Below are 18,982 nucleotides of genomic sequence, written 5' to 3' on the forward strand. Positions count from 1 at the left end.
AAATCGTCATTGGCTTCAGTACGAAGAAGCCAATGACGATTTTTTTATTTTGTTTTAGGATCTGGTTGGGAGAAGTAGCGGACCATAAAGAAAAGAATAACCAATACCATCGCCCACAGCACAAACATGGCGATTTGGGAGCCAAGGATCGTTCCTTGCAGATACCCGGCATTGCGTTGTGACAGATTAATGATCGTTGCAACAATGGCGGTTGCAACCGCCCCTGAAAATTGTTGCAGCGTATTGAAAATCGCGTTGCCATCCGCATACAATTCGGGTGTTAATTTATTCAAGCCCGTCGTCATCATATTGCTATACGATAAGCCAATCCCAATCATGTAAAATACATGCCCTGCGACCAATCCCCAAATGAATATGCTGCGTAATAAGAGCGCTAGAGCCAACCAGCCGATGACAATGAGCACCATTCCTAGTAAAATCGGTTTTTTAGGACCAACTTTATCCAGCAACCGACCTGCGATCGGTGCCAGTATTGCGCCAATGGCAGCCCCTGGCAACATGATCAAACCAGCAGTAAAGGCGTCTTTGCCTAAGACGATTTGGACGAAATTAGGTAAGACGAATGACACACCTAAAAGTAGAAATTGGCACACAAGAAAACCACCTAAAAAGAGTCGGAAACTTTGATTTTGCAAGACATCCAAACGAATCAAAGGATGAGGACCTTTGGCACGCTGCCAAAACAGTCCTAGGCCGATCAGACCTATAGCAAGTGGGACAAGACTAGCAATCGTTCCCAATTGGTTAAGGAAGAGTAAGAAACCACTAAAGAGCATCACGATCGCTAAGACACTGAGACTATCTAAATGACCACTTCTTTGGACGGTGTTTTTTGGAATCGAGGATAGGCCAAGAAATAGCGAGATCAACAAAACTGGGATCAAAAATAAAAATATCGCATTCCAAGACCAGTGGGCTGTCAGTAATCCGCCATAAGTTGGTCCAATTGCAGGAGCGATCGAGGTCGTTAAGTTGCCTAACCCAATCGTTGCGCCTCGTTTTTCATAAGGAGAATACGTCAAAATAATATGAAACATCAAGGGAAGTGCAATGCCGGTACTAGCACCTTGGAATAAACGGCCCAACAGTAAAATCGCAAATGTCGGCGATAAAAAATCAATCACCAAACCGGCTAGAAAGAACATATTGGCTGCCAAAAATAAGGTTCTTAATTGGAACCTCTTCAGAAGAAAAGTCGAAATAGGGACAATGATCGAAATCACCAATAAATAAATCGTTGTGACCCACTGGACATCTGAAGTTGTGATCCCAAATTGTTGGATCAAGGTTGGAAAGGTGACATTCATCGCTGTCTCTATCAAAACACCTGCAAATGACATCAGTCCAGTCGCGAGGATAGCCCCCACGAGTTTTTTGTTATTTTCCATAAATTCACCTCTAAAAATTCGCAGAAAAAAAGACCGTTTCTATTTACATAGAAACCGCCTCTCTCTCGACAAGCGTCACCGCTTGTTATCTGTACGATTTAATCTATTAGCTATTCTACTGATTAGGGGGAACTGTGTCAAGAGGTGTGCTTAAAAAGGTATGAAAACTTTTTTTGAAAATGTGAAAATTTTTACTTACACGAAAATTTTAATTCTGCTAGAATGGTCGGGTAACACAAAAAGAAAGGAAGTTGTTTCATGCCTATCAACAAAAAAGAAAGTTTGATTTATACCACCTTGATGTGTTTCTTTATGGTGTACTTTATGAGTGTTTATAACCTAATGTTCCAAGTAGGTGTATCTCTAGAAGCATTCCAGCTAGCTTGGAATGAGTTGCCATTGGCACTTTGTATCGCATTCATTCTTGATTGGTTCATCGTATCAGGACCTGCAAAAGGTTTTGCTTTTAAATACTTGACCCCGGCCTCTGCAACTTGGAAGAAAATCGGGTTGATCTCTTCATTGATGATCGCTGGGATGGTCTTCTTCATGTCATTGTTCGGTGCGATCATGCACGGCAATCCAGCACATTCGCTGATGATCAACTGGTTGATCAATATTGGTAAAAACGTGATCGTTGCTTTGCCATTACAGCTTTTTGTAGCAGGACCAATCATCCGTGGCATTTTCCGAGGCTTGTTCCCCATTGGTACAGTTCAAGAAATTCAAGCAATCAAAGAGTAGTCGAGCACATAGAGAGACGTGTACAAAGGGCGATCAAAAGTCGGTGTCGCGTTTTTATGTTGTTCAATGATACACAAAAAAATCCATAGGATGGTATGGATTTTTTCGGTTACCCTATGAAATAGGATACAGGATGTATATTTATAGTAATACGTTGTATCTAAAAAGAAAAGTTCAATAATTTCACTATTCTGTGAAATTATTGAACTTTTGCTCTTTATTCTGTATAGAAGTTCACCAATTGATACCAGTGCCGTTCATCTAATTGGTAAGATTGAACAGAAAAACCGCTCATGGCAAAACCGATAAATCCTACGATTAAACCCAGAAACATAAATGCCAAACTGACAGAGACTAGAAATTTTTTATTGATGGTAATCATTTAAATGACCTTCTTTCTGTAGTTAGTCAATAATTGTCTTGGCCACAAGATACAGGCCATTGAAAGGCCTGAAAACAACTTGCTCATCCGATAAGTCGCTAATAGGCAGAGCAACCCAAAACCAAATAAGAAAAGGCCAACGCCGAGTTGTGAGAACAGGAGAAAGAGTCCGTCAGTGATCAATAAAGGACTTAAAACGACACTGGCAATCCCACTTAATACACCTGTTATCCCTAGAATCCCAGTTGTAAAGGGTCCACACCATAAAACGAGCAATACGCTAAGCATCAGCAAGATAGCAGCCAACAACAAACTTCCCCACAACGGAAACCCTAATATCAGCAAGACATACAAAAAAGGATGAAAACGCCTTGGAATCTCAACTACGATCTCCTCTTCTGTATGCAACGCTTTGACGAGGTCCTTAGGTTTGCCCAATCGCGCCACCGCCTCTGCTTCTGACAAACCTTCTTCTATCAAATCTTCGATCATTTCATCATAGTAGTCGATCAGCTGATGTATTTCCCTCGGCTTAGTCTTGTAAGATAACTCCGCTGCCAATTCTTTAATAAAGTCCACTCTCTCCATTTTAAACGCCTCCTTTGATAAATCGATGGATCATGGTCAATTGCGGCCAGTCTGTGGTCAAAAACTCATTGATCCGGGTGTTGCCTTGTGCTGTGATTTGATAATATTTTCGCGTGCGCCCTTGATGACTTTTTGTATACGTCTGAACCGATTGGCTGGCTTCTAATCTTTTTAGGATAGGGTAGAGGGTTGATTCTGAAATGGGCAATAAGGGAGAAATATGCTTGACCATTTCATACCCATAAGAATCACCTCTTTGTAGAAAAGCCAATACACACACCTCTAACAACCCTTTTTTTAATTGTGCATCCACTGCTTTCCCTCCATTTCTTATCAATACTATACAATACATAGTATTGAGGAACAACCCATTAAAACAAAAATCAGTCTTAAGAATGAGAGATCCTAAATGTAAGTGCAAATCGATGTGATTATTCAATATAAACAAAATAAACCATTTTATTTGACTTTTTATATAGGATACTGTTCCCTTTTTTGATAAAGTAGTAGTAACCATTTAATTTATTACTCAATACAATGCAGTGTCCCATTATGTCAAGTGAGGAAGAGGCGGAAGAAAACGTTGCAGCAAGTTAGCTCGGTTCAACTGGGAGGTGATAGCAGAATCGCGGACATGGCTGTAAAGAAAGGACAAAGATAGTGATGAGAAAAGCCAAAATTACCAAGAAATACTTGATTATGTGTTTTAAAAAATATCTTTCTGAGGATTATGAAAAAAAGATAACCGTGAGAAGGATTGCTGATTATGCTGGCACATCGACACAACCAATTTATTTAAACTTTTCAAATATGCAGAGGTTTAAAGAAGCGATGATTGAAGACGTGTTTGTAGATATTCATCAAAGAGCCAATGCGGATGGAGAAAAAATTGATCCACTTTATAGCTATTGGTCCAGTTATTATAGCTTTGCCTGTCGAAATAGGAATTTATTTTTTGCGTTGTTTTTAGAAGATATTGGCTGCGGAGACTGTATCAATGATTTTTCATACCAGTATTTTGTTCAATCTGTCAGTCGTTCTGAAATTTTTGCTAAAGCAGGTTATACAAATTTGCGTATGATCCACGATCAAGCGTTGGTATTTTTTGTAGGTCTTGTCTTGACCTATCCTAAACATACCGACATGATGGATATGCCGGCATTTATACAAGATACTCAGGATTATTGGTATCGTAGGATCGTTGACCCTAAAACAGCGTACAAAGACATTATTCCACAATCTTTGATCGATGCCGGCTTAAATATGTGGGATGAAGTTGCTGAACACTGTTGATGGGAAGGTTCAGAATATTTTGATAACGTATCTTCGCAGTTTTTTATTTTGTCAATGAATGATTCAAGCTTTTTGGCAAATAAAAGGGAAGCATTATGCGGACGCGTGTTCCATTTTTGGGTGAAGAAGTGATCAACAGGGCATCTTTAACTCCGTAATACAAAGCGATACGCTGGCACACGTTATGGATACCGTAATGTGTGCTTGTTTTTTGTGTGATCAGTTGTAATTGGTCCTCCGACATGCCGGGTCCGTTGTCATGAATCTCAAATATTAAATGGTCTTCTGTGCAATAGCTGCGGATCGTTAAAGCACCACGCCGCCCGTCCTCTATATGATCGATGCCATGAAAAATCGCATTTTCGACAAATGGCTGTAGCAATAAATTGATCACATCATAGTCCTTTGTCGCTTCATCGATCGCTATATGCAGGTCAAAAGAATGATGATGCATTTTTTGTTGAATCTTGGCATATGTCACCGTGAGTTCTAACTCTTTACGGACGGTTAATCGACTATTGCCGTGGTTCAAACTGAGTCGATAAAAGTTGGAAAGAAGATGTGCCATCTCACTAATCTCAGGTTGTCGATTGATCATTGCCGTATTACTAATCAAAGCAAGCGAATTATAGAAAAAGTGTGGATTGATTTGCGCCTGTAAAGACCGTAGTTCATATTTTTTTTGTTTGATTTCAGATTGATAAACGTCATTGATCAATTTGTGAATCTGATCGAGCATTTGCTGGAAATTCGAGTAGAGCTGACCAATTTCATCTTTTGATTCATAGAAGTCTTCGATTTTCAAATGCTCCATGGAGAGCGCGGCCATTTGTTTGGTCAAAGCATTGACGGGGTGAACCACGGTTTTGGCTAGCCACCAGCTGGAGAGAATGAGAATGATCAATACGATCACAAACATGAAACTTGCTGCAGTAATCAAATAAAACATACTGCTAAACACAGTTTGAGTGGTCTTCACAAAAACAATGCGCCACTGATTGCTTAGGGTAATTGGACCATCATGTAGATAGGTGGCTTTGACCAACTGATTGCCGTGCAGCGCTTCTTGCTGGGATAGACGGTCAAATTGAAAGAGCAAGTGGTTTGATTCAGAATAAACCAGCAAATCATAGGGCTCATTAGATATGTCGTTAAGGTGTGTGAAAAGCGCATCGGGTTCAATCGTCAAGACAAGGAAATTTTGCGTATCGATAGCATTCCCTTTTAAAAAAATATTTGTATAAAAATAGAGCATCTGATTGGTCCGGTCAAAATAACTACGGACTTCAGTCGTTTTTTGCTGATCAAAAGCATGCACAATACTCTCTTCGTTGATTTGCTTCACGTACTCTCCATGATCATATAAATCCATGGATGTGAAAAGTGTGAGTTTATGGATATCATTTTTTTGAAAAGTAACACTTTGAAATAAAGGGACTACTGTATTTTTGTATAGGTCGTATTGACTAAAATTTGAGAAACGTTGTTTTGAAAGCTCTTGAATCAAATTTGCATTGTTCGCTAAGAAGAGCAAACTATCTTGGTAACTGGTGATCCTCGTTTCTAATTGATAGCGAATGCTCGTTAAATTATCATCATAGGCATTTTTTTCTTGTTGCTGAATAAAAAATTGAATGACAAATACACCTATGATAGTCAAGAGAATCAAGGGTAGGATACTGGAAAGAATGGAAATCACAATGATTTTCTTTTGAAAACGTAAATTTTTGAATCGTTGCTTTATACTGCTGCGCATTCAGACTCCTTTCTTTCGATAAGCATCAGGTGTCATACCCACTATTTCACGAAATGTTCTGCAAAAGTAGGAGTAATGGTTAAATCCTACTTGCTTTGAAATGGAGTGGATACTGTAGGTACTATTTTTTAGTTTTGTCTGTGCTTGCTTGATTCTGTAGGACTTGATGTACTTTGTCACGCCCATCCCTTCATATTTACTAAAAAGTTCACTCAAGTAATTCGGGTTGATATTCACTTCATTAGCCAATATCTCTAAGCTAAGTTCCTGATGGAAATTAGAAAAAATAAAATGTTTGACTTGGCGAACATACCCACTGGGATGATCGTTTTTAGTAAGATCGATATTTTCATTGAGAAAAGACAAAATTTCATCAAAAATGGCTATTGTCTTTTCAAGGCTATCAGCTTCTAAAATTCGGCTTATTTGCTGTCTTAGAGAAGTAGCATCCAATAAGCCATTTGCATGATCCACAAGTGTTTGATAAAGCGTAGCAAAGTAATATTTGACAGTTGCAGGTGCTTCACTACCACTCGCTTCAAAGGATGCATAAACCATTTGAATGAGTTGTGTGATTTTTTTTATATCACTTTGCTGTATATACGTACTGATTTTCAAGGGAATCCCCGTTTTTACGATATAGTGATGGTCAGGCAACAGCAAACAGGTTTGTTTCTTTTCTTGATGATAAAAAGAATGCATATCTGTCATCAATAATGAATGATATATAGAGTAGGTGGCGATCGGATGCCTAATTGGCTCGCTAGTAACAAATGTAGGAGGTGTCTGAAAGTGTGACAAAAAAAGGTCATGGATCGTTTTTTTAATAGGTGATTCTTTTGTCAAACCTGTAGAATCGAAAAAAATGAGATGTGTAGAATGTATAGGCAACAAACAGATATCGGGTCGTTCATTGATCAAAGCAGCCAAAAAAGGGACTGGATTGTGTCTGTCTTTTGGTAAAGGCAGCACAGTAAAACGATCATTATTTTTTAAAAAAAATTGTGCAATCGATTGCTCTTCGTCAGAAAGTTTTCGCCAAGGAATCCCGAGGAAAAGCTTCGTCAATGTCTCTTTCAAATATCGACGATCGTCTAATTTTTTTTGCTTTTTCTGATCATTCAGCGCTTGAACGATAGCAAGCATTTTATTGATCTGTTCTTTAAAGGAATCTGGATCAAGCGGTTTTAGCAAATAATCAACAGCCTGAAGTTGTAATGCTTTTTTGACAAAATGAAAATCTTCGTAGCCGCTAATAAACAATATTGGTGTCTCAGGACTCTTACTTTTCATTCGCTGAGCAAATTCGTGTCCATCCATAAAAGGCATTTTTACGTCAGTAATAACTAGATCATATGGTTCTTTTTGAAACATTTCCCATCCTTCACGTCCATGCTTCGCTTCGTGGATCAGCCATTTTTCTACACGCTGGGCGACAAAAAATTTGATCACCTCTCTTTGGTCATAACTATCATCTACAATAAGCAACTGATACATCCGTGTTCCCTCCCTTTCTTCAACCGAACATATGGATTGTTTTCTTTTCTCATGATAAAGGATAAATGAAAGAAAATACACAGTGATTTTGTAAACGTTTTATCCTTTCTGGAGATTGTGCTATAAATCTGAAAATCGTGCTATATCTATAGTGAAATCGTTTGCGTATAATGTGGATGAGTCAAAAATAAGGAGGGTCTAAAATGAAAAGAAGAATAGCGACATTTGCTGCTTTATTTTCTTCAGTATTGATATTGGCAGGGTGCGGTTCAGAAGAAGCCAAGACGAATGAAGATGGTGATGTCATCATTACGATTGGACGCCAAACTGCGCCAAACTCTAAGCTTCCTGAGGGAGATACTTATGGGGACAATGCCTATACGCGATTGATCAAAGAACGCTTGGGTATTGAGTTGGAAAGTGCTTTTGAAGCGCATGGGGAAGACTATGATCGGCAAGTGTCTTTGGCAATCGCTTCTGGTGAACTGCCAGATACCATGATTGTCGGCAGCCGCGATGAATTAGAAGAATTAGTCAACAATGACCTAGTGGAGGACTTAACTGAAGTATTCGATGAATATGCGGATGATTTTTTGAAAGATATTTATGATTCTTTTGATGGTATTCAATTAGAGGCAGCAACTTTTGATGATCGATTGATGGCCATTCCTTCGACAAGCGATGACTTTGGACCAAATCTAGTCTGGATGCGTCAAGATTGGTTGGATCAGCTAGGGATCGAATTAGATAAAGATGGCAATCAAGCCGTTACATTAGATGAAATCAAAGAAGTAGCCATTGCTTTTCAGGAAAATGACCTCGGGAATACGGGCAAAGCATTAGGGCTACCACTCGCATTTTGGCTTTCTTCCTCAGGTCATGGTGGAACAGCATATACTGGAACAGCGATCATGAATGCATTTGGCGCCTATCCTAAATCATATCTTCAAGACGAAAACGGACAAATGTATTATGGATCCAATACAGATGAAATGAAACAAGCGTTGACGCTGCTAAAAGAGTGGCAAGATGAGGGGTTCATGGATCCGCAATTTGGTACACGTACGTATGATGATATCCATGCAATGATGGTCAATGGTGAATCTGGTGTGATTTTTGGCCCATGGCATATGCCAGATTGGGGTTTGGTTCAAGCAAAGCAAAATGATCCGAATGCAGCGTTCGTGCCTTATGCTGTTGAAAATGCCAATGGTGATGGAAGAGTCAATGCAATAGCAAACCGAGGAACGGGTCAATATATCGTGGTCCGCAAAGGATTCTCAGAACCTGAGAAAATCATGGAAATGATCAATTTGATCTATGGCGAAGTCGCTCAATCAGAAGACATAGAAGCGGAATTTCCAGAAATATACGATTATGCCAAAATTGATGTCGATGGCACGGTTCGCCCGTGGAATGTCGTATTTTTAAAAGCTTACAGTGAAATCGATGATGCGGTAGAAGCCTCTAATGCGGCATTAGGCAAAACAGATATGGATGATATTTCTAATTTCTTTATCAAGGATAATGCCGAAAAGATCAAACAGACATTAGAATCGCCGGAAGATACAGACCCAGTTGATTGGACGCGCTTTGCTTCTAGGTATTTGGCGGTCAATAATGTGATGGGTGGCGTGAGAGAGCAAGGTATCTTGGATGAAGTGATCCCACCACGATTTGATACTATTGAAGCCAATGAGCGTAATGGCGCACAGGTAGGTAAACTGGAAGAAGAAACATTTATCAAGTTTATTACTGGCGAAGAATCATTAGACAATTTCGATGCGTATGTCGAAACATGGAACAACCAAGGTGGTGCTGCGATCCTAGCGGAAATGCAAGAGGTCGTTGACGCAAGAGAGTAGGTATCTTGTACCTTAAATCAAATCATGTTGCCAAACTTCCGATCAAAGATGAATGAAGTCGACAGGACGTTCCGTGCGGCTGATTTCCAATAGTTGATCGGTTTTTTGGTTTTACTCAGTTCATTAAAGTCAAAGGAGTGAAGAAATGGAGCTTTCATCTGAGAAAGTAGTCAACCAGAAAAAGAAGCGCATTTTTGCTAAAGATCAATTGTTTTTTCTAGGCATGATTATTCCCGGTATTATATTTATTTTAATTTTTTCTTATGGGCCTATGTTTGGTTTGTTGATGGCCTTTCAGGATTATGTCCCCGCAAAAGGGGTGTTGGGCTCGGAATTTGTCGGGTTGGAACATTTCCGCTATTTATTTAGTTTGCCAGATATCTTTTTAGTTACGCAGAATACGATTTTTATCGCGTTTTGGAAAATTGTCTTTAATACAATCGTACCGATTTTATTTGCGATTCTATTGAATGAGGTGCGAATGAAGTGGTTGAAAAGTTCGATTCAAACGATTGTTTATTTACCTCATTTTTTATCTTGGGTTATTTTAGCATCGGTCGTTGTTAATTTATTCAGCTTAGATGGAACAGTCAATCAGATTCTGCAAAATTTTGGGTTGGAGCCATTGAACTTCTTAGGAAATAATCATTTGTTTCCTCGTTTACTGATCGGAACCGATGTGTGGAAAAGCTTTGGGTATAGTTCGATTGTTTATTTAGCAGCAATTACAGCAATCGATCCTGGCTTGTACGAAGCGGCAACAATGGATGGTGCAAGTTGGTCGAAAAAAGTCTGGCATGTTACTTTGCCAGGTATGCTGCCATTTATCCTTTTAATGACTATTTTATCTTTACCGAATATTTTGAATGCTGGCTTCGATCAAATCTACAATTTATATTCTCCAGTGGTTTATCAAAGTGGGGATATCATTGACACGTATGTTTATCGGATTGGCTTGATTGGCCGAGATTACAGCCTTGGTACGGCAGTTGGGTTGGTTAAATCTGTGATTGGTCTTATATTGATTTATACATCGAATAAGATTGCTGAAAAGAAAACCGATCGAGTGATGTTCTAGGAAAGGAAAAAACAAATGAAAGAAAAATTTAGCTTACGTCATGGATTTATTTATATGATTGTCATTTTATTGGCACTCTCTTGTTTGATTCCGATGATGAACGTAGTGGCAATATCCTTGAGCAGCAGTCACGCTGTAGCAGCCAATAGCGTTGGTTTATGGCCAGTCGATCTGACCTTTGCGGCTTACGAACAGATCATGGGTGATCAGCAGTTCTGGCGTTCATTCAACATTTCTGTTTTTCGTGTGGTCGTTTCACTGCTATTAAACTTGTTGATGATCGTTACGATGGCTTATCCATTATCAAAAACAAAAAAAGTGTTTCGCTTGCGTCGTGTCTTGATGGGAATTATGGTTTTTGCGATGCTGTTCAGTGGGGGGATGATTCCTTCATACTTGGTTGTGCGAAATTTGGGTTTGTTGAATACAGTGTGGTCGTTGATTTTGCCAAGTGCAGTGCCAATTGGTAGTGTGATTTTGGTGATGAACTTTTTTCGCGGTATTCCTAAGTCTCTTGAGGAGTCTGCCCGTATCGATGGTGCAAACCCATTGCAGATTTTGACCCGTATTTATATCCCCATGTCGTTACCATGTTTAGCGACAGTTTCTTTGTTCAGTATTGTAGGTAGCTGGAATGATTTCTTTAGCGGTTTGATCTATATGACAAAAACTGAAAATTATCCTTTGATGACCTATATTCAATCTTTGTCAGTCAATATCGCTGAAACGATGCAGCGGGCAGGTAACTTAAGTTCAGAACAATTGCAAAGCTTACTGGCTGTTTCTGATCGTAATTTAAATGCTGCAAAAATCGTCGTTGCTGTAGTGCCTTTGTTGATTATCTATCCACTATTGCAAAAATACTTTGTCCAAGGTATTGTGGTTGGCTCGGTGAAGGAGTAATCTAAAATGATTTATTTTTTTCATTCAGAAGGATGGATCGCGCGAATATTTACTAAGTTTGGGCAGCTGCTGATCATAAACGCGTTGATTTTGTTGAGTAGCATACCGATCGTCACGATCGGTGCTGCCCAGACAGCTGGATTTCATGTTCTCCTTCAACTTACACAAGGGAAAGAAGTAGCGATCGTGCCAAGGTTTTTACACGTATTTCGCCAGTCATTTGTCAAGAGTAGTGTAGTATGGATCGCACTGCTATTATTTGTGTGGTTATTAGGCGTGAACTGGCTGTATTATATACAAATGAATCAATTGCTTAATGGATGGATCATCGGATTAAGTATCAGTACGATCATTTGTTTTCATCTATTTCAATGTGTATTCTTCTCTTTAGCGAGGTATAACAGTAGTTTACGGTCTATCCTCGTTACTGATGTCAAATTACTCATAAAACATCCATTCAGATCCATTTTGTTGCATAGCCTCACACTGTTTCCTTTTTTTCTGATGTTGTTATCGCCCTATTTATTTATATTCGGACTATATAGCGCTTGTTTTTTCAGCATCAGCGGCTGGCTGTACTTGCGCTGTGTTTTACTATTGGCTTTTTTCAGGAAATATGAGAAGGTAGACTAAGGAAGCAGGATCGAAGACAAACTGTTGAAGATAGGAACGGAGAGAAGACATTGGAACAAACAGGCATTTACGGATTAAAAAAAATACAAATCGATCAACGGATCGGTTTTTTGGAAGAACACACGTATCAAGGCAATGATTTAGGCGTCACCTTTCAAGAGGGCCAAACGACTTTTAAATGTTGGTCGCCAGAAGCAGAGGCAATAGAAGTGATAATTTACCAAAGTGGTGAAGTTGGTAAGGCAGATCAGTTGATGACAGTTCCGATGACACAAGCAGATAACTGTTGGTCAGTGACAACGAAACAAGATATCCACGGATTGTTTTATACCTATCGTATCACTCGTGGTACCGAAACGGTGGAAACCGTTGATTTATATGCGAAAGCTGTAGGGATCAATGGGGATCGTGGTGCGATTCTTGATTTGCGCACGACCAATCCTAAAGGCTGGCTAGAAACAAATTATACAGTACCTGATGCTATCACAGATGCGTATATTTGGGAATTGCATGTGGAAGATTTTAGCAGTGCTGCGAATAGTGGCATCTCAGCAGCAAATCGCGGCAAATACTTGGCATTCACGGAGCCAGATACACATCTTTTGAACGATCCAGACCAAGCGACAGGTATGGCCTATTTAAAGGAATTAGGTATTAATTATGTGCATTTATTGCCAATGTTTGACTATGACAATGATGAAACATCAACAACGTATAACTGGGGCTATGATCCTAAGAACTATAATGCTCCTGAAGGGAAGTACGCTTCAGATCCGTATGATCCAGCCGTACGTATTCGCGAGTGTAAACAAATGATTCAAGCATTGCATCAAGAAAATATCGGTGTTGTGATGGACGTTGTTTTTAACCATACGGCCATTACGGAGAAATCATGGTTTAATTTGACGGTACCTGATTATTACTACCGACAAAATAATGCGGGAGATTTTGCGGACGGTTCTGCGTGTGGCAATGAAACGGCTTCAGAACGTAAAATGATGCGCAAGTTTATCCATGATTCTGTCTTGTTCTGGGCAAAAGAGTATCAAATTGATGGATTTCGCTTTGATTTGATGGGCTTGCATGATGTGGATACGATGAATCAATTGCGCCAGCGATTAGATGAAGAAGGTTTGGAGCATGTTATTTTATATGGCGAACCATGGGATGCCGGCAGCAACCAGATCATGGCGCCGAATATTCCAGCCAACAAAAGCAATGTCTGGGCATTGGATGAGAGAATCGCCGTCTTTAGTGATGATTTGCGGGACAGTATCAAAGGGGATGTATTTGAAGAAACGGACGGTGCCTTTATTCAAGGTATGAACGGACGTGCGCAAACGAAAGAAACGTTTTATCTCCATGATTTGACCACTGCTATTCAAGGCAATACACGTTTTGATGACCATCATGCAGAGAATCGCTGGGCTAAATCTCCCCAACAAGTAGTTGCCTATGCATCTGTCCACGATAATTTGACACTTTGGGATAAGTTGGTCGCTACGATGACACCGGATCTGGATCAACGGGTTTATAGCCAAGACCAGACACTGCTTGCTCGGAATAAATTAGCTGCAGTTCTTCTTTTTACAAGTCAAGGAGCGGTCTTGACACAAGCGGGTGAAGAGTTCGGACGTACCAAAGAAGGCGATGAAAATTCCTTCCGATCATCGATAGCGATCAACCAATTGGATTGGCAACGTGCCAAGGCGTTCAAAGAATTGCGTGCGCTCTATCGCGGTCTTTGGCAAATCCGTCAACATTTTGCACCGTTGCGGGATAAGACGACGGGCACTGCTGCCAGAATGCATTTCTTTGACACGCAATCTGACAATATCGTGGCTTATGAAATACCGAATGCCGAACCAACGCATCCATGGCAATCCTTGATCGTTGCGGCAAATAGCGGCGAAGATCATTGGACATTGACTTTACCAAAACCTGCAGAAAATGAACAATGGCTTCTAGTTGCTGATCAAACTGGTGCTGGGGTTGAAGGACGCCCAGTGGAAGATACAGTCATTGCACCACTGCACTTTATGATATGGGTGAAAATGCGTGGCGAATAAAGGGGAATAGGTTAAAAGCTAAATCAAACTAAAATATTTAGTTTGATTTAGCTTTTTTGTAGTAAAAAGATGCTAGCTTTGATATAATTTTATAAGAACAGACATGAGAAAGTGGTGGATAGATGAAAGTTGTCATTTCCGATATCGCCCGTCAAGCTGGTGTATCTAGTGGTACAGTATCCAATGCCATCAATAATCGCAAAGGGATCAGTGAACAAAAAAGACAAGCGATTTTGAAAATCGCTAGAGATATGGGCTATTTTGATCAACGGGAAATCAAAAAAACAGAGAATCAGAAAATAAAATTTGTCGTGATGAATAAGCAAGGAAATGTAGTGGGAGATACGCCGTTCTTTTCTGAACTCATACGAGGGATCGAAATGGAGTGCAGTACATTAGGGTATGAACTGGTTATCTCTCATATCACGTTGGCTTCAAACGAAGATCCGCTAGAAACGATTCGGCCGGAAGCAGCAGATGGCTTATTGCTTTTAGGTACTGAGTTAGAGAAAAAGGATTTGGAGGCTTTTCGATCAATCAGCGTTCCATTAGTGATTTTAGATACGATTTTCAACACACAAGACTTTGATTTTGTGGCAATCAATAATCGGGACAGTGCATATGAAATCGTGGAGAAAATGATCGACAAAGGGCACCGTGATATCGGCATTATCAATTCTACTTTTCAAATCAATAATTTTCGTGAACGCAAACAAGGATTTCTCCAAGCCATTCAAGAGCATGATTTGATTCATTATGAAGAAACGGAAGCATTGGTTGAACCAACATTAGAAGGTTCCTATCAGGATATGAAGGTGTATTTAGAATCAATGATTGCACACGATCGCCAATTACCGACGGCTTTTTTTGCGGTCAATGACAATATTGCAATCGGTGCTATGAAGGCCATCAAAGAAACGCAATCTTCGGAAAACGTAACGATTGTTGGTTTCGATGATATCCCTTTGGCAGAGTTTTGCAGTCCGCCTTTGACCACAGTGAAAGTGGATAAAGTCTATCTTGGCCGTCAGGCAGTAAGGCGTTTGTTTGAAAAAATTACTACAGAAGACACCAATCATGTGAAAATGCTCGTGGGGACCACAATCGTTGAACGCGAGAGCATACAATAGGAAAGACTAAACACTTTTGGAGTGTTTAGTCTTTTTTTAGTTTTATTACAAAAATATTTATCTAAAAGTATTGCAAAATATTTAGCTTATGATATAGTGAAGGTGTAAAAGTAAGGGATTTCATTTTAAGGAGTGTCAGAATGACAACTATTGGTCTATATTGCACGACAGGATTATCCTCTGCACTTCTTGTGCAAGCATTAAAAGAACAATTAGGTGCAAATAATGAAGCGTACATCATTCATTCCGCGCCTTTCTCAGAAATTTTTATGACGGGAAAAGAATTTGATTGTCTTTTATTGGCACCGCATACACGTTTCAATCAAGATAAAGTCGCATCAGCATTTCCAGATAAGCACATTATATTACTAACGGAAGAAGAATTTCGCTCGCGACGGTTACAAAGAGTTATTGATGAAATAAACATTTAGCTAAACAACTAAATTTTTAGGAGGATTTTTATGGACAAAGTAAAAATCGGTTTTGCACCAACACGAAGAAATCTATTCAGTGCAAAAGCAGCGATTGAATATGCCAATCTCACCCGTGAGAAAATGGATGAACTAGCGATTGATTATGTTGATATTTTGGACATCAATGAAGATGGTCTGCTTTATGATGATGAAGGTGTTGAAAAAATCGCTGAAAAATTTAAAGCTGCAAAAATAGATGGTCTATTTATCGCCAATGAAAATTTTGGGACAGAATATGCTTGCGCACGATTGGCCAAAAAACTAGACGTCCCTGTTTTGTTATGGGGCCCGAAAGATGAAACACCAGCAGCAGATGGCTCCCGTCTGCGAGATACACAATGTGGACTATTCGCGATCGGTAAAGTACTGCGTCGATTCAAAGTCCCTTTTACGTATGTCAAAAATTCGGATATCGATTCACCAGAATTCGCTCGCGGTTTACAAGATTTTATCAAAGTCTGTAATGTCGTCAAAACATTTAAGCAAACCCGTATTTTGCAAGTAGGGCCGCGTCCATTTGATTTTTGGACAGTGATTTGTAATGAAGGCGAGTTATTGGAAAGATTCAATATTTCGTTGTCACCAGTTCCAATCAAAGAATTGGTCCAAGAAATCGAAAAAGTCAAAAAGACGCAAGCAGATGACGTGCAAGCAGTCATTACCTATTTCAAAACCAATACCGAAGTTCAAATCTCTGGGAAAGACTTAGAGATGGTTGCTGCGCTAAAAGTCGCTTTGCAAAGTTTGTGTCAAACCTATGGCTGTAATGCAGGTGTTATTCAATGCTGGACAGCTTTACAAGATGAAATTGGTATTTTACCCTATGCTTCATTGTCTTTGTTACAAGAAGAGGGTTTACCATTTGTTTGTGAAACAGATGTCCATGGCGCGATTTCTGAGTTATTGGTTGAGGCGGCTTCTTTGGGAGAACATCGGGCGATTTTCGCCGATGTAAATTGCCGTCATCCTGAAAATGAAAACGGCGAATTGCTGCAGCATCTAGGGGTCTTCGCTTATTCAACAGCAGAAACAAAACCGATTTTACCACAACGTCATTTTGTTTTTGATTATCCTGGATCCGTGGCATTTCGCGCGATCAAAGACGAGTATACATTATGTCGTTTTGATGGGGACAATGGGGCCTATTCACTATTGATGGGCACAGGTAAGGGCATTGATGGACCATACAATCAAGGGACCTATTTGTATTTAGAATTTGAAAATCTCAATCGATTAGAGTTCAAATTAGTTGAAGGGCCATATATCCATCATGTGGCGGCTGTTAGAAAAAACGTAGTCCCGATTTTATATGAAGCATGTAAATATTTAGGGGTTCAACCCGACTTTTATGATCCAATCCAAGAAGATGTGAAAGCATATTTGAGAGGAGATTGACCATGGAGATCACAGCACTGAAATTGAAAGCATTAGAAATCCGTAAAGAAGTCTTAAAGTTGATTTATCATGCCAAAACTGGACATACAGGATCAGATTTATCTTGTACGGATATCCTCGTCGCACTGTATTACCAAGTCATGCATGTTGATGCGACACAACCAAATATGATCGATCGCGATCAATATATACAAAGCAAAGGACATGCGGCGGAAGTATTGTGGACTGTTTTGGCAGATAAAGGTTTTCTGACAAAAGAAGAACTGCTCACTTTTTCTCAACTCCATTCACGTTTGATTGGTCACCCCAATAATAAAGTTGATGGCGTTGAAATGAATACCGGCTCTTTAGGGCATGGGTTACCAGTTTCTGTTGGGATTGCTTTAGCTGGGAAGCTTGATCAGCGTCCTTACCACACGTACACGCTATTGGGAGATGGAGAACTCGCTGAAGGGTCAGTATGGGAAGGCGCGATGGCTGCAGCAAATTACAAACTGGATAATTTGACGGCAATTATCGACCGCAATGGGTTGCAGATTACAGGTGCATCTGAAGATGTCATGTCTGTTGAACCATTGGACGAGAAATGGCGTGCCTTTGGTTGGGATGTCCATATCGTTGATGGCAATGATATGGTCGCTTTGGTCGAAGTTTTGTCACAGCCAAATCAAAAAGATAAACCCAAAATGATCATTGCCAAAACAGTAAAAGGCAAGGGGTACTCAGAAGCGGAGAATCAAGCCCACTGGCATCATAAAGTGCCAACTGAAGAACAACTCGCGCAAGCTGTATCAGAAATTGACGCGCAGATGGAGGTCTTACGCAATGGGAAAGAATAACATAGCAAACCGTCAAGCAATGTGTGATGTGCTCATTGAAGAGGGCAAAAAGAATCCAGCCATCACGGTCTTAACCAGTGATTCTCGCGGCTCCGCTTCATTGGCGGATTTTGCTCATACATTACCTGAACAAATCGTTGAAGTAGGGATCGCGGAACAAAATATTGTCAGCATTGCAGCTGGATTGGCCCACATGGGCAAACGGCCATTTGTCGCATCGCCCGCTTGTTTCTTAAGTATGCGGAGTATCGAACAAGTCAAAGTCGATGTCGCCTATTCAAACAAAAATGTCAAACTTGTGGGAATCAGTGGCGGCGTTAGTTATGGTGCGCTAGGGATGAGTCATCATTCTTTGCAAGACATTGCTGTTGCCCGCGCCATCCCTAATTTGCAAGTGTTATTGCCAGCAGATCGCTTTGAAACCATTCAAATGTTCAAAGCATTGGCACAATCAGATGCGCCTGCCTATATTCGCTTGGGCAGAAATCCCGTGGAAGATTGCTATCCATCTACAGATTATTCTTTTGAAATTGGAAAAGCTGTGGAAATGCGCACTGGCGCGGATGTCACATTGATTGCCACTGGTGAAACAGTGCGACAAGCATTAGATGCTGCTGCACTACTCACTGAGCAAGGGATCGAAGCGACAGTCTTGAACGTCCATTCCTTGAAGCCTTTCGATCAAGAAGCCGTACTGCGAGTGGCCAAAAAAACAGGTGTCGTGCTCACAGTTGAGGAACATAGCCTGTATAACGGTTTAGGGGCGGCAGTGGCGGAAGTGCTGGCTGCAGAAACCGGGATTCGCCAAAAAATCGTGGCTTTTCCTGACGATGCGTTGATCACCGGTTCTGGACCTGAATTGTTTGCGCACTATGGCTTAGATGGGGCATCGATTGCCAAAACAGCGCGAGCGTTCATTGGAGGGTGA

General features: G+C 40.2%; 18 protein-coding genes. 12 read left to right on the forward strand and 6 right to left on the reverse strand.

All coding sequences use genetic code 11. The features are described 5' to 3' along the window. Positions 1-44: 44 nt before the first annotated feature. Positions 45-1,409, reverse strand: a complete 1,365-nt coding sequence (locus AEQ18_RS13740) for an MFS transporter (RefSeq protein ID WP_054116919.1) — start codon at positions 1,407-1,409, stop codon at positions 45-47. A 258-nt stretch (positions 1,410-1,667) separates the two neighbouring features. Here AEQ18_RS13740 and AEQ18_RS13745 point away from each other — a divergent pair, with 258 nt between their 5' ends. Continuing rightward, on the forward strand, positions 1,668-2,153 hold the full coding sequence (locus tag AEQ18_RS13745) for a hypothetical protein (protein ID WP_054116920.1): 486 nt from the start codon (positions 1,668-1,670) through the stop codon (positions 2,151-2,153). 217 nt (positions 2,154-2,370) lie between these two features. Here AEQ18_RS13745 and AEQ18_RS15790 read toward each other — a convergent pair whose 3' ends face one another. From AEQ18_RS15790 to AEQ18_RS13755, 3 genes are read right to left on the reverse strand one after another with little or no spacing between them, the layout of a single operon-like run. Continuing rightward, the gene (locus AEQ18_RS15790; RefSeq protein WP_162838232.1) at positions 2,371-2,535 is read right to left on the reverse strand and encodes a hypothetical protein; all 165 of its coding nucleotides are present in this window, start codon (positions 2,533-2,535) and stop codon (positions 2,371-2,373) included. Then, positions 2,536-3,123: a DUF1700 domain-containing protein gene (locus AEQ18_RS13750; RefSeq protein WP_054116921.1), complete on the reverse strand. Its 588-nt coding sequence runs from the start codon at positions 3,121-3,123 to the stop codon at positions 2,536-2,538. A gap of 1 nt (position 3,124) precedes the next feature. Then, complete coding sequence (locus AEQ18_RS13755) at positions 3,125-3,436, reverse strand: PadR family transcriptional regulator (protein WP_054116922.1); 312 nt, start codon at positions 3,434-3,436, stop codon at positions 3,125-3,127. Positions 3,437-3,786: 350 nt separating this feature from the next. On the opposite strand from AEQ18_RS13755, the gene AEQ18_RS13760 reads away from it, so the two are divergent. Further along, positions 3,787-4,416 carry a TetR/AcrR family transcriptional regulator gene (locus AEQ18_RS13760; RefSeq protein WP_054116923.1) on the forward strand — a complete coding sequence of 210 codons (630 nt, stop codon included), beginning with the start codon at positions 3,787-3,789 and terminating at the stop codon, positions 4,414-4,416. A 43-nt stretch (positions 4,417-4,459) separates the two neighbouring features. On the opposite strand, the gene AEQ18_RS13765 is transcribed toward AEQ18_RS13760, so the two are convergent. After that, positions 4,460-6,172, reverse strand: a complete 1,713-nt coding sequence (locus AEQ18_RS13765; RefSeq protein WP_054116924.1) for a sensor histidine kinase — start codon at positions 6,170-6,172, stop codon at positions 4,460-4,462. Further along, a complete protein-coding gene (locus tag AEQ18_RS13770) occupies positions 6,173-7,669 on the reverse strand; it encodes a response regulator transcription factor (protein ID WP_054116925.1) in 1,497 nt (498 codons plus the stop codon). A gap of 203 nt (positions 7,670-7,872) precedes the next feature. On the opposite strand from AEQ18_RS13770, the gene AEQ18_RS13775 reads away from it, so the two are divergent. From AEQ18_RS13775 to AEQ18_RS13820, 10 genes are all read left to right on the forward strand, one after another. Further along, positions 7,873-9,534, forward strand: coding sequence for an extracellular solute-binding protein (locus AEQ18_RS13775; protein WP_054116926.1), 1,662 nt, complete (start codon positions 7,873-7,875; stop codon positions 9,532-9,534). Positions 9,535-9,679: 145 nt separating this feature from the next. Further along, positions 9,680-10,612, forward strand: coding sequence for an ABC transporter permease (locus AEQ18_RS13780; protein WP_054116927.1), 933 nt, complete (start codon positions 9,680-9,682; stop codon positions 10,610-10,612). Positions 10,613-10,627: 15 nt separating this feature from the next. Next, entirely contained in the window at positions 10,628-11,515 is an 888-nt protein-coding gene (locus tag AEQ18_RS13785) for a carbohydrate ABC transporter permease (protein ID WP_054116928.1), read from the forward strand. Between the two features lie 6 nt (positions 11,516-11,521). Then, the gene (locus AEQ18_RS13790) at positions 11,522-12,148 is read left to right on the forward strand and encodes a DUF624 domain-containing protein (RefSeq protein WP_054116929.1); all 627 of its coding nucleotides are present in this window, start codon (positions 11,522-11,524) and stop codon (positions 12,146-12,148) included. Positions 12,149-12,198: 50 nt separating this feature from the next. Further along, positions 12,199-14,217 (forward strand): type I pullulanase, encoded by a 2,019-nt coding sequence (pulA, locus tag AEQ18_RS13795; RefSeq protein ID WP_054116930.1) that lies wholly within the window; start codon positions 12,199-12,201, stop codon positions 14,215-14,217. A gap of 122 nt (positions 14,218-14,339) precedes the next feature. Then, a complete protein-coding gene (locus tag AEQ18_RS13800; RefSeq protein ID WP_054116931.1) occupies positions 14,340-15,347 on the forward strand; it encodes a LacI family DNA-binding transcriptional regulator in 1,008 nt (335 codons plus the stop codon). A gap of 140 nt (positions 15,348-15,487) precedes the next feature. Next, positions 15,488-15,778 carry a PTS sugar transporter subunit IIB gene (locus AEQ18_RS13805; protein WP_054116932.1) on the forward strand — a complete coding sequence of 97 codons (291 nt, stop codon included), beginning with the start codon at positions 15,488-15,490 and terminating at the stop codon, positions 15,776-15,778. Between the two features lie 30 nt (positions 15,779-15,808). Beyond that, positions 15,809-17,215 carry an L-fucose/L-arabinose isomerase family protein gene (locus AEQ18_RS13810; RefSeq protein WP_054116933.1) on the forward strand — a complete coding sequence of 469 codons (1,407 nt, stop codon included), beginning with the start codon at positions 15,809-15,811 and terminating at the stop codon, positions 17,213-17,215. 2 nt (positions 17,216-17,217) lie between these two features. After that, a complete protein-coding gene (locus AEQ18_RS13815) occupies positions 17,218-18,054 on the forward strand; it encodes a transketolase (RefSeq protein WP_054116934.1) in 837 nt (278 codons plus the stop codon). Continuing rightward, a complete protein-coding gene (locus AEQ18_RS13820) occupies positions 18,041-18,982 on the forward strand; it encodes a transketolase family protein (protein ID WP_054116935.1) in 942 nt (313 codons plus the stop codon). Before AEQ18_RS13815 ends, AEQ18_RS13820 begins: the two co-directional genes overlap by 14 nt.

Source organism: Enterococcus sp. RIT-PI-f (genome assembly GCF_001297065.1).
Classification (GTDB): domain Bacteria; phylum Bacillota; class Bacilli; order Lactobacillales; family Enterococcaceae; genus Enterococcus_D.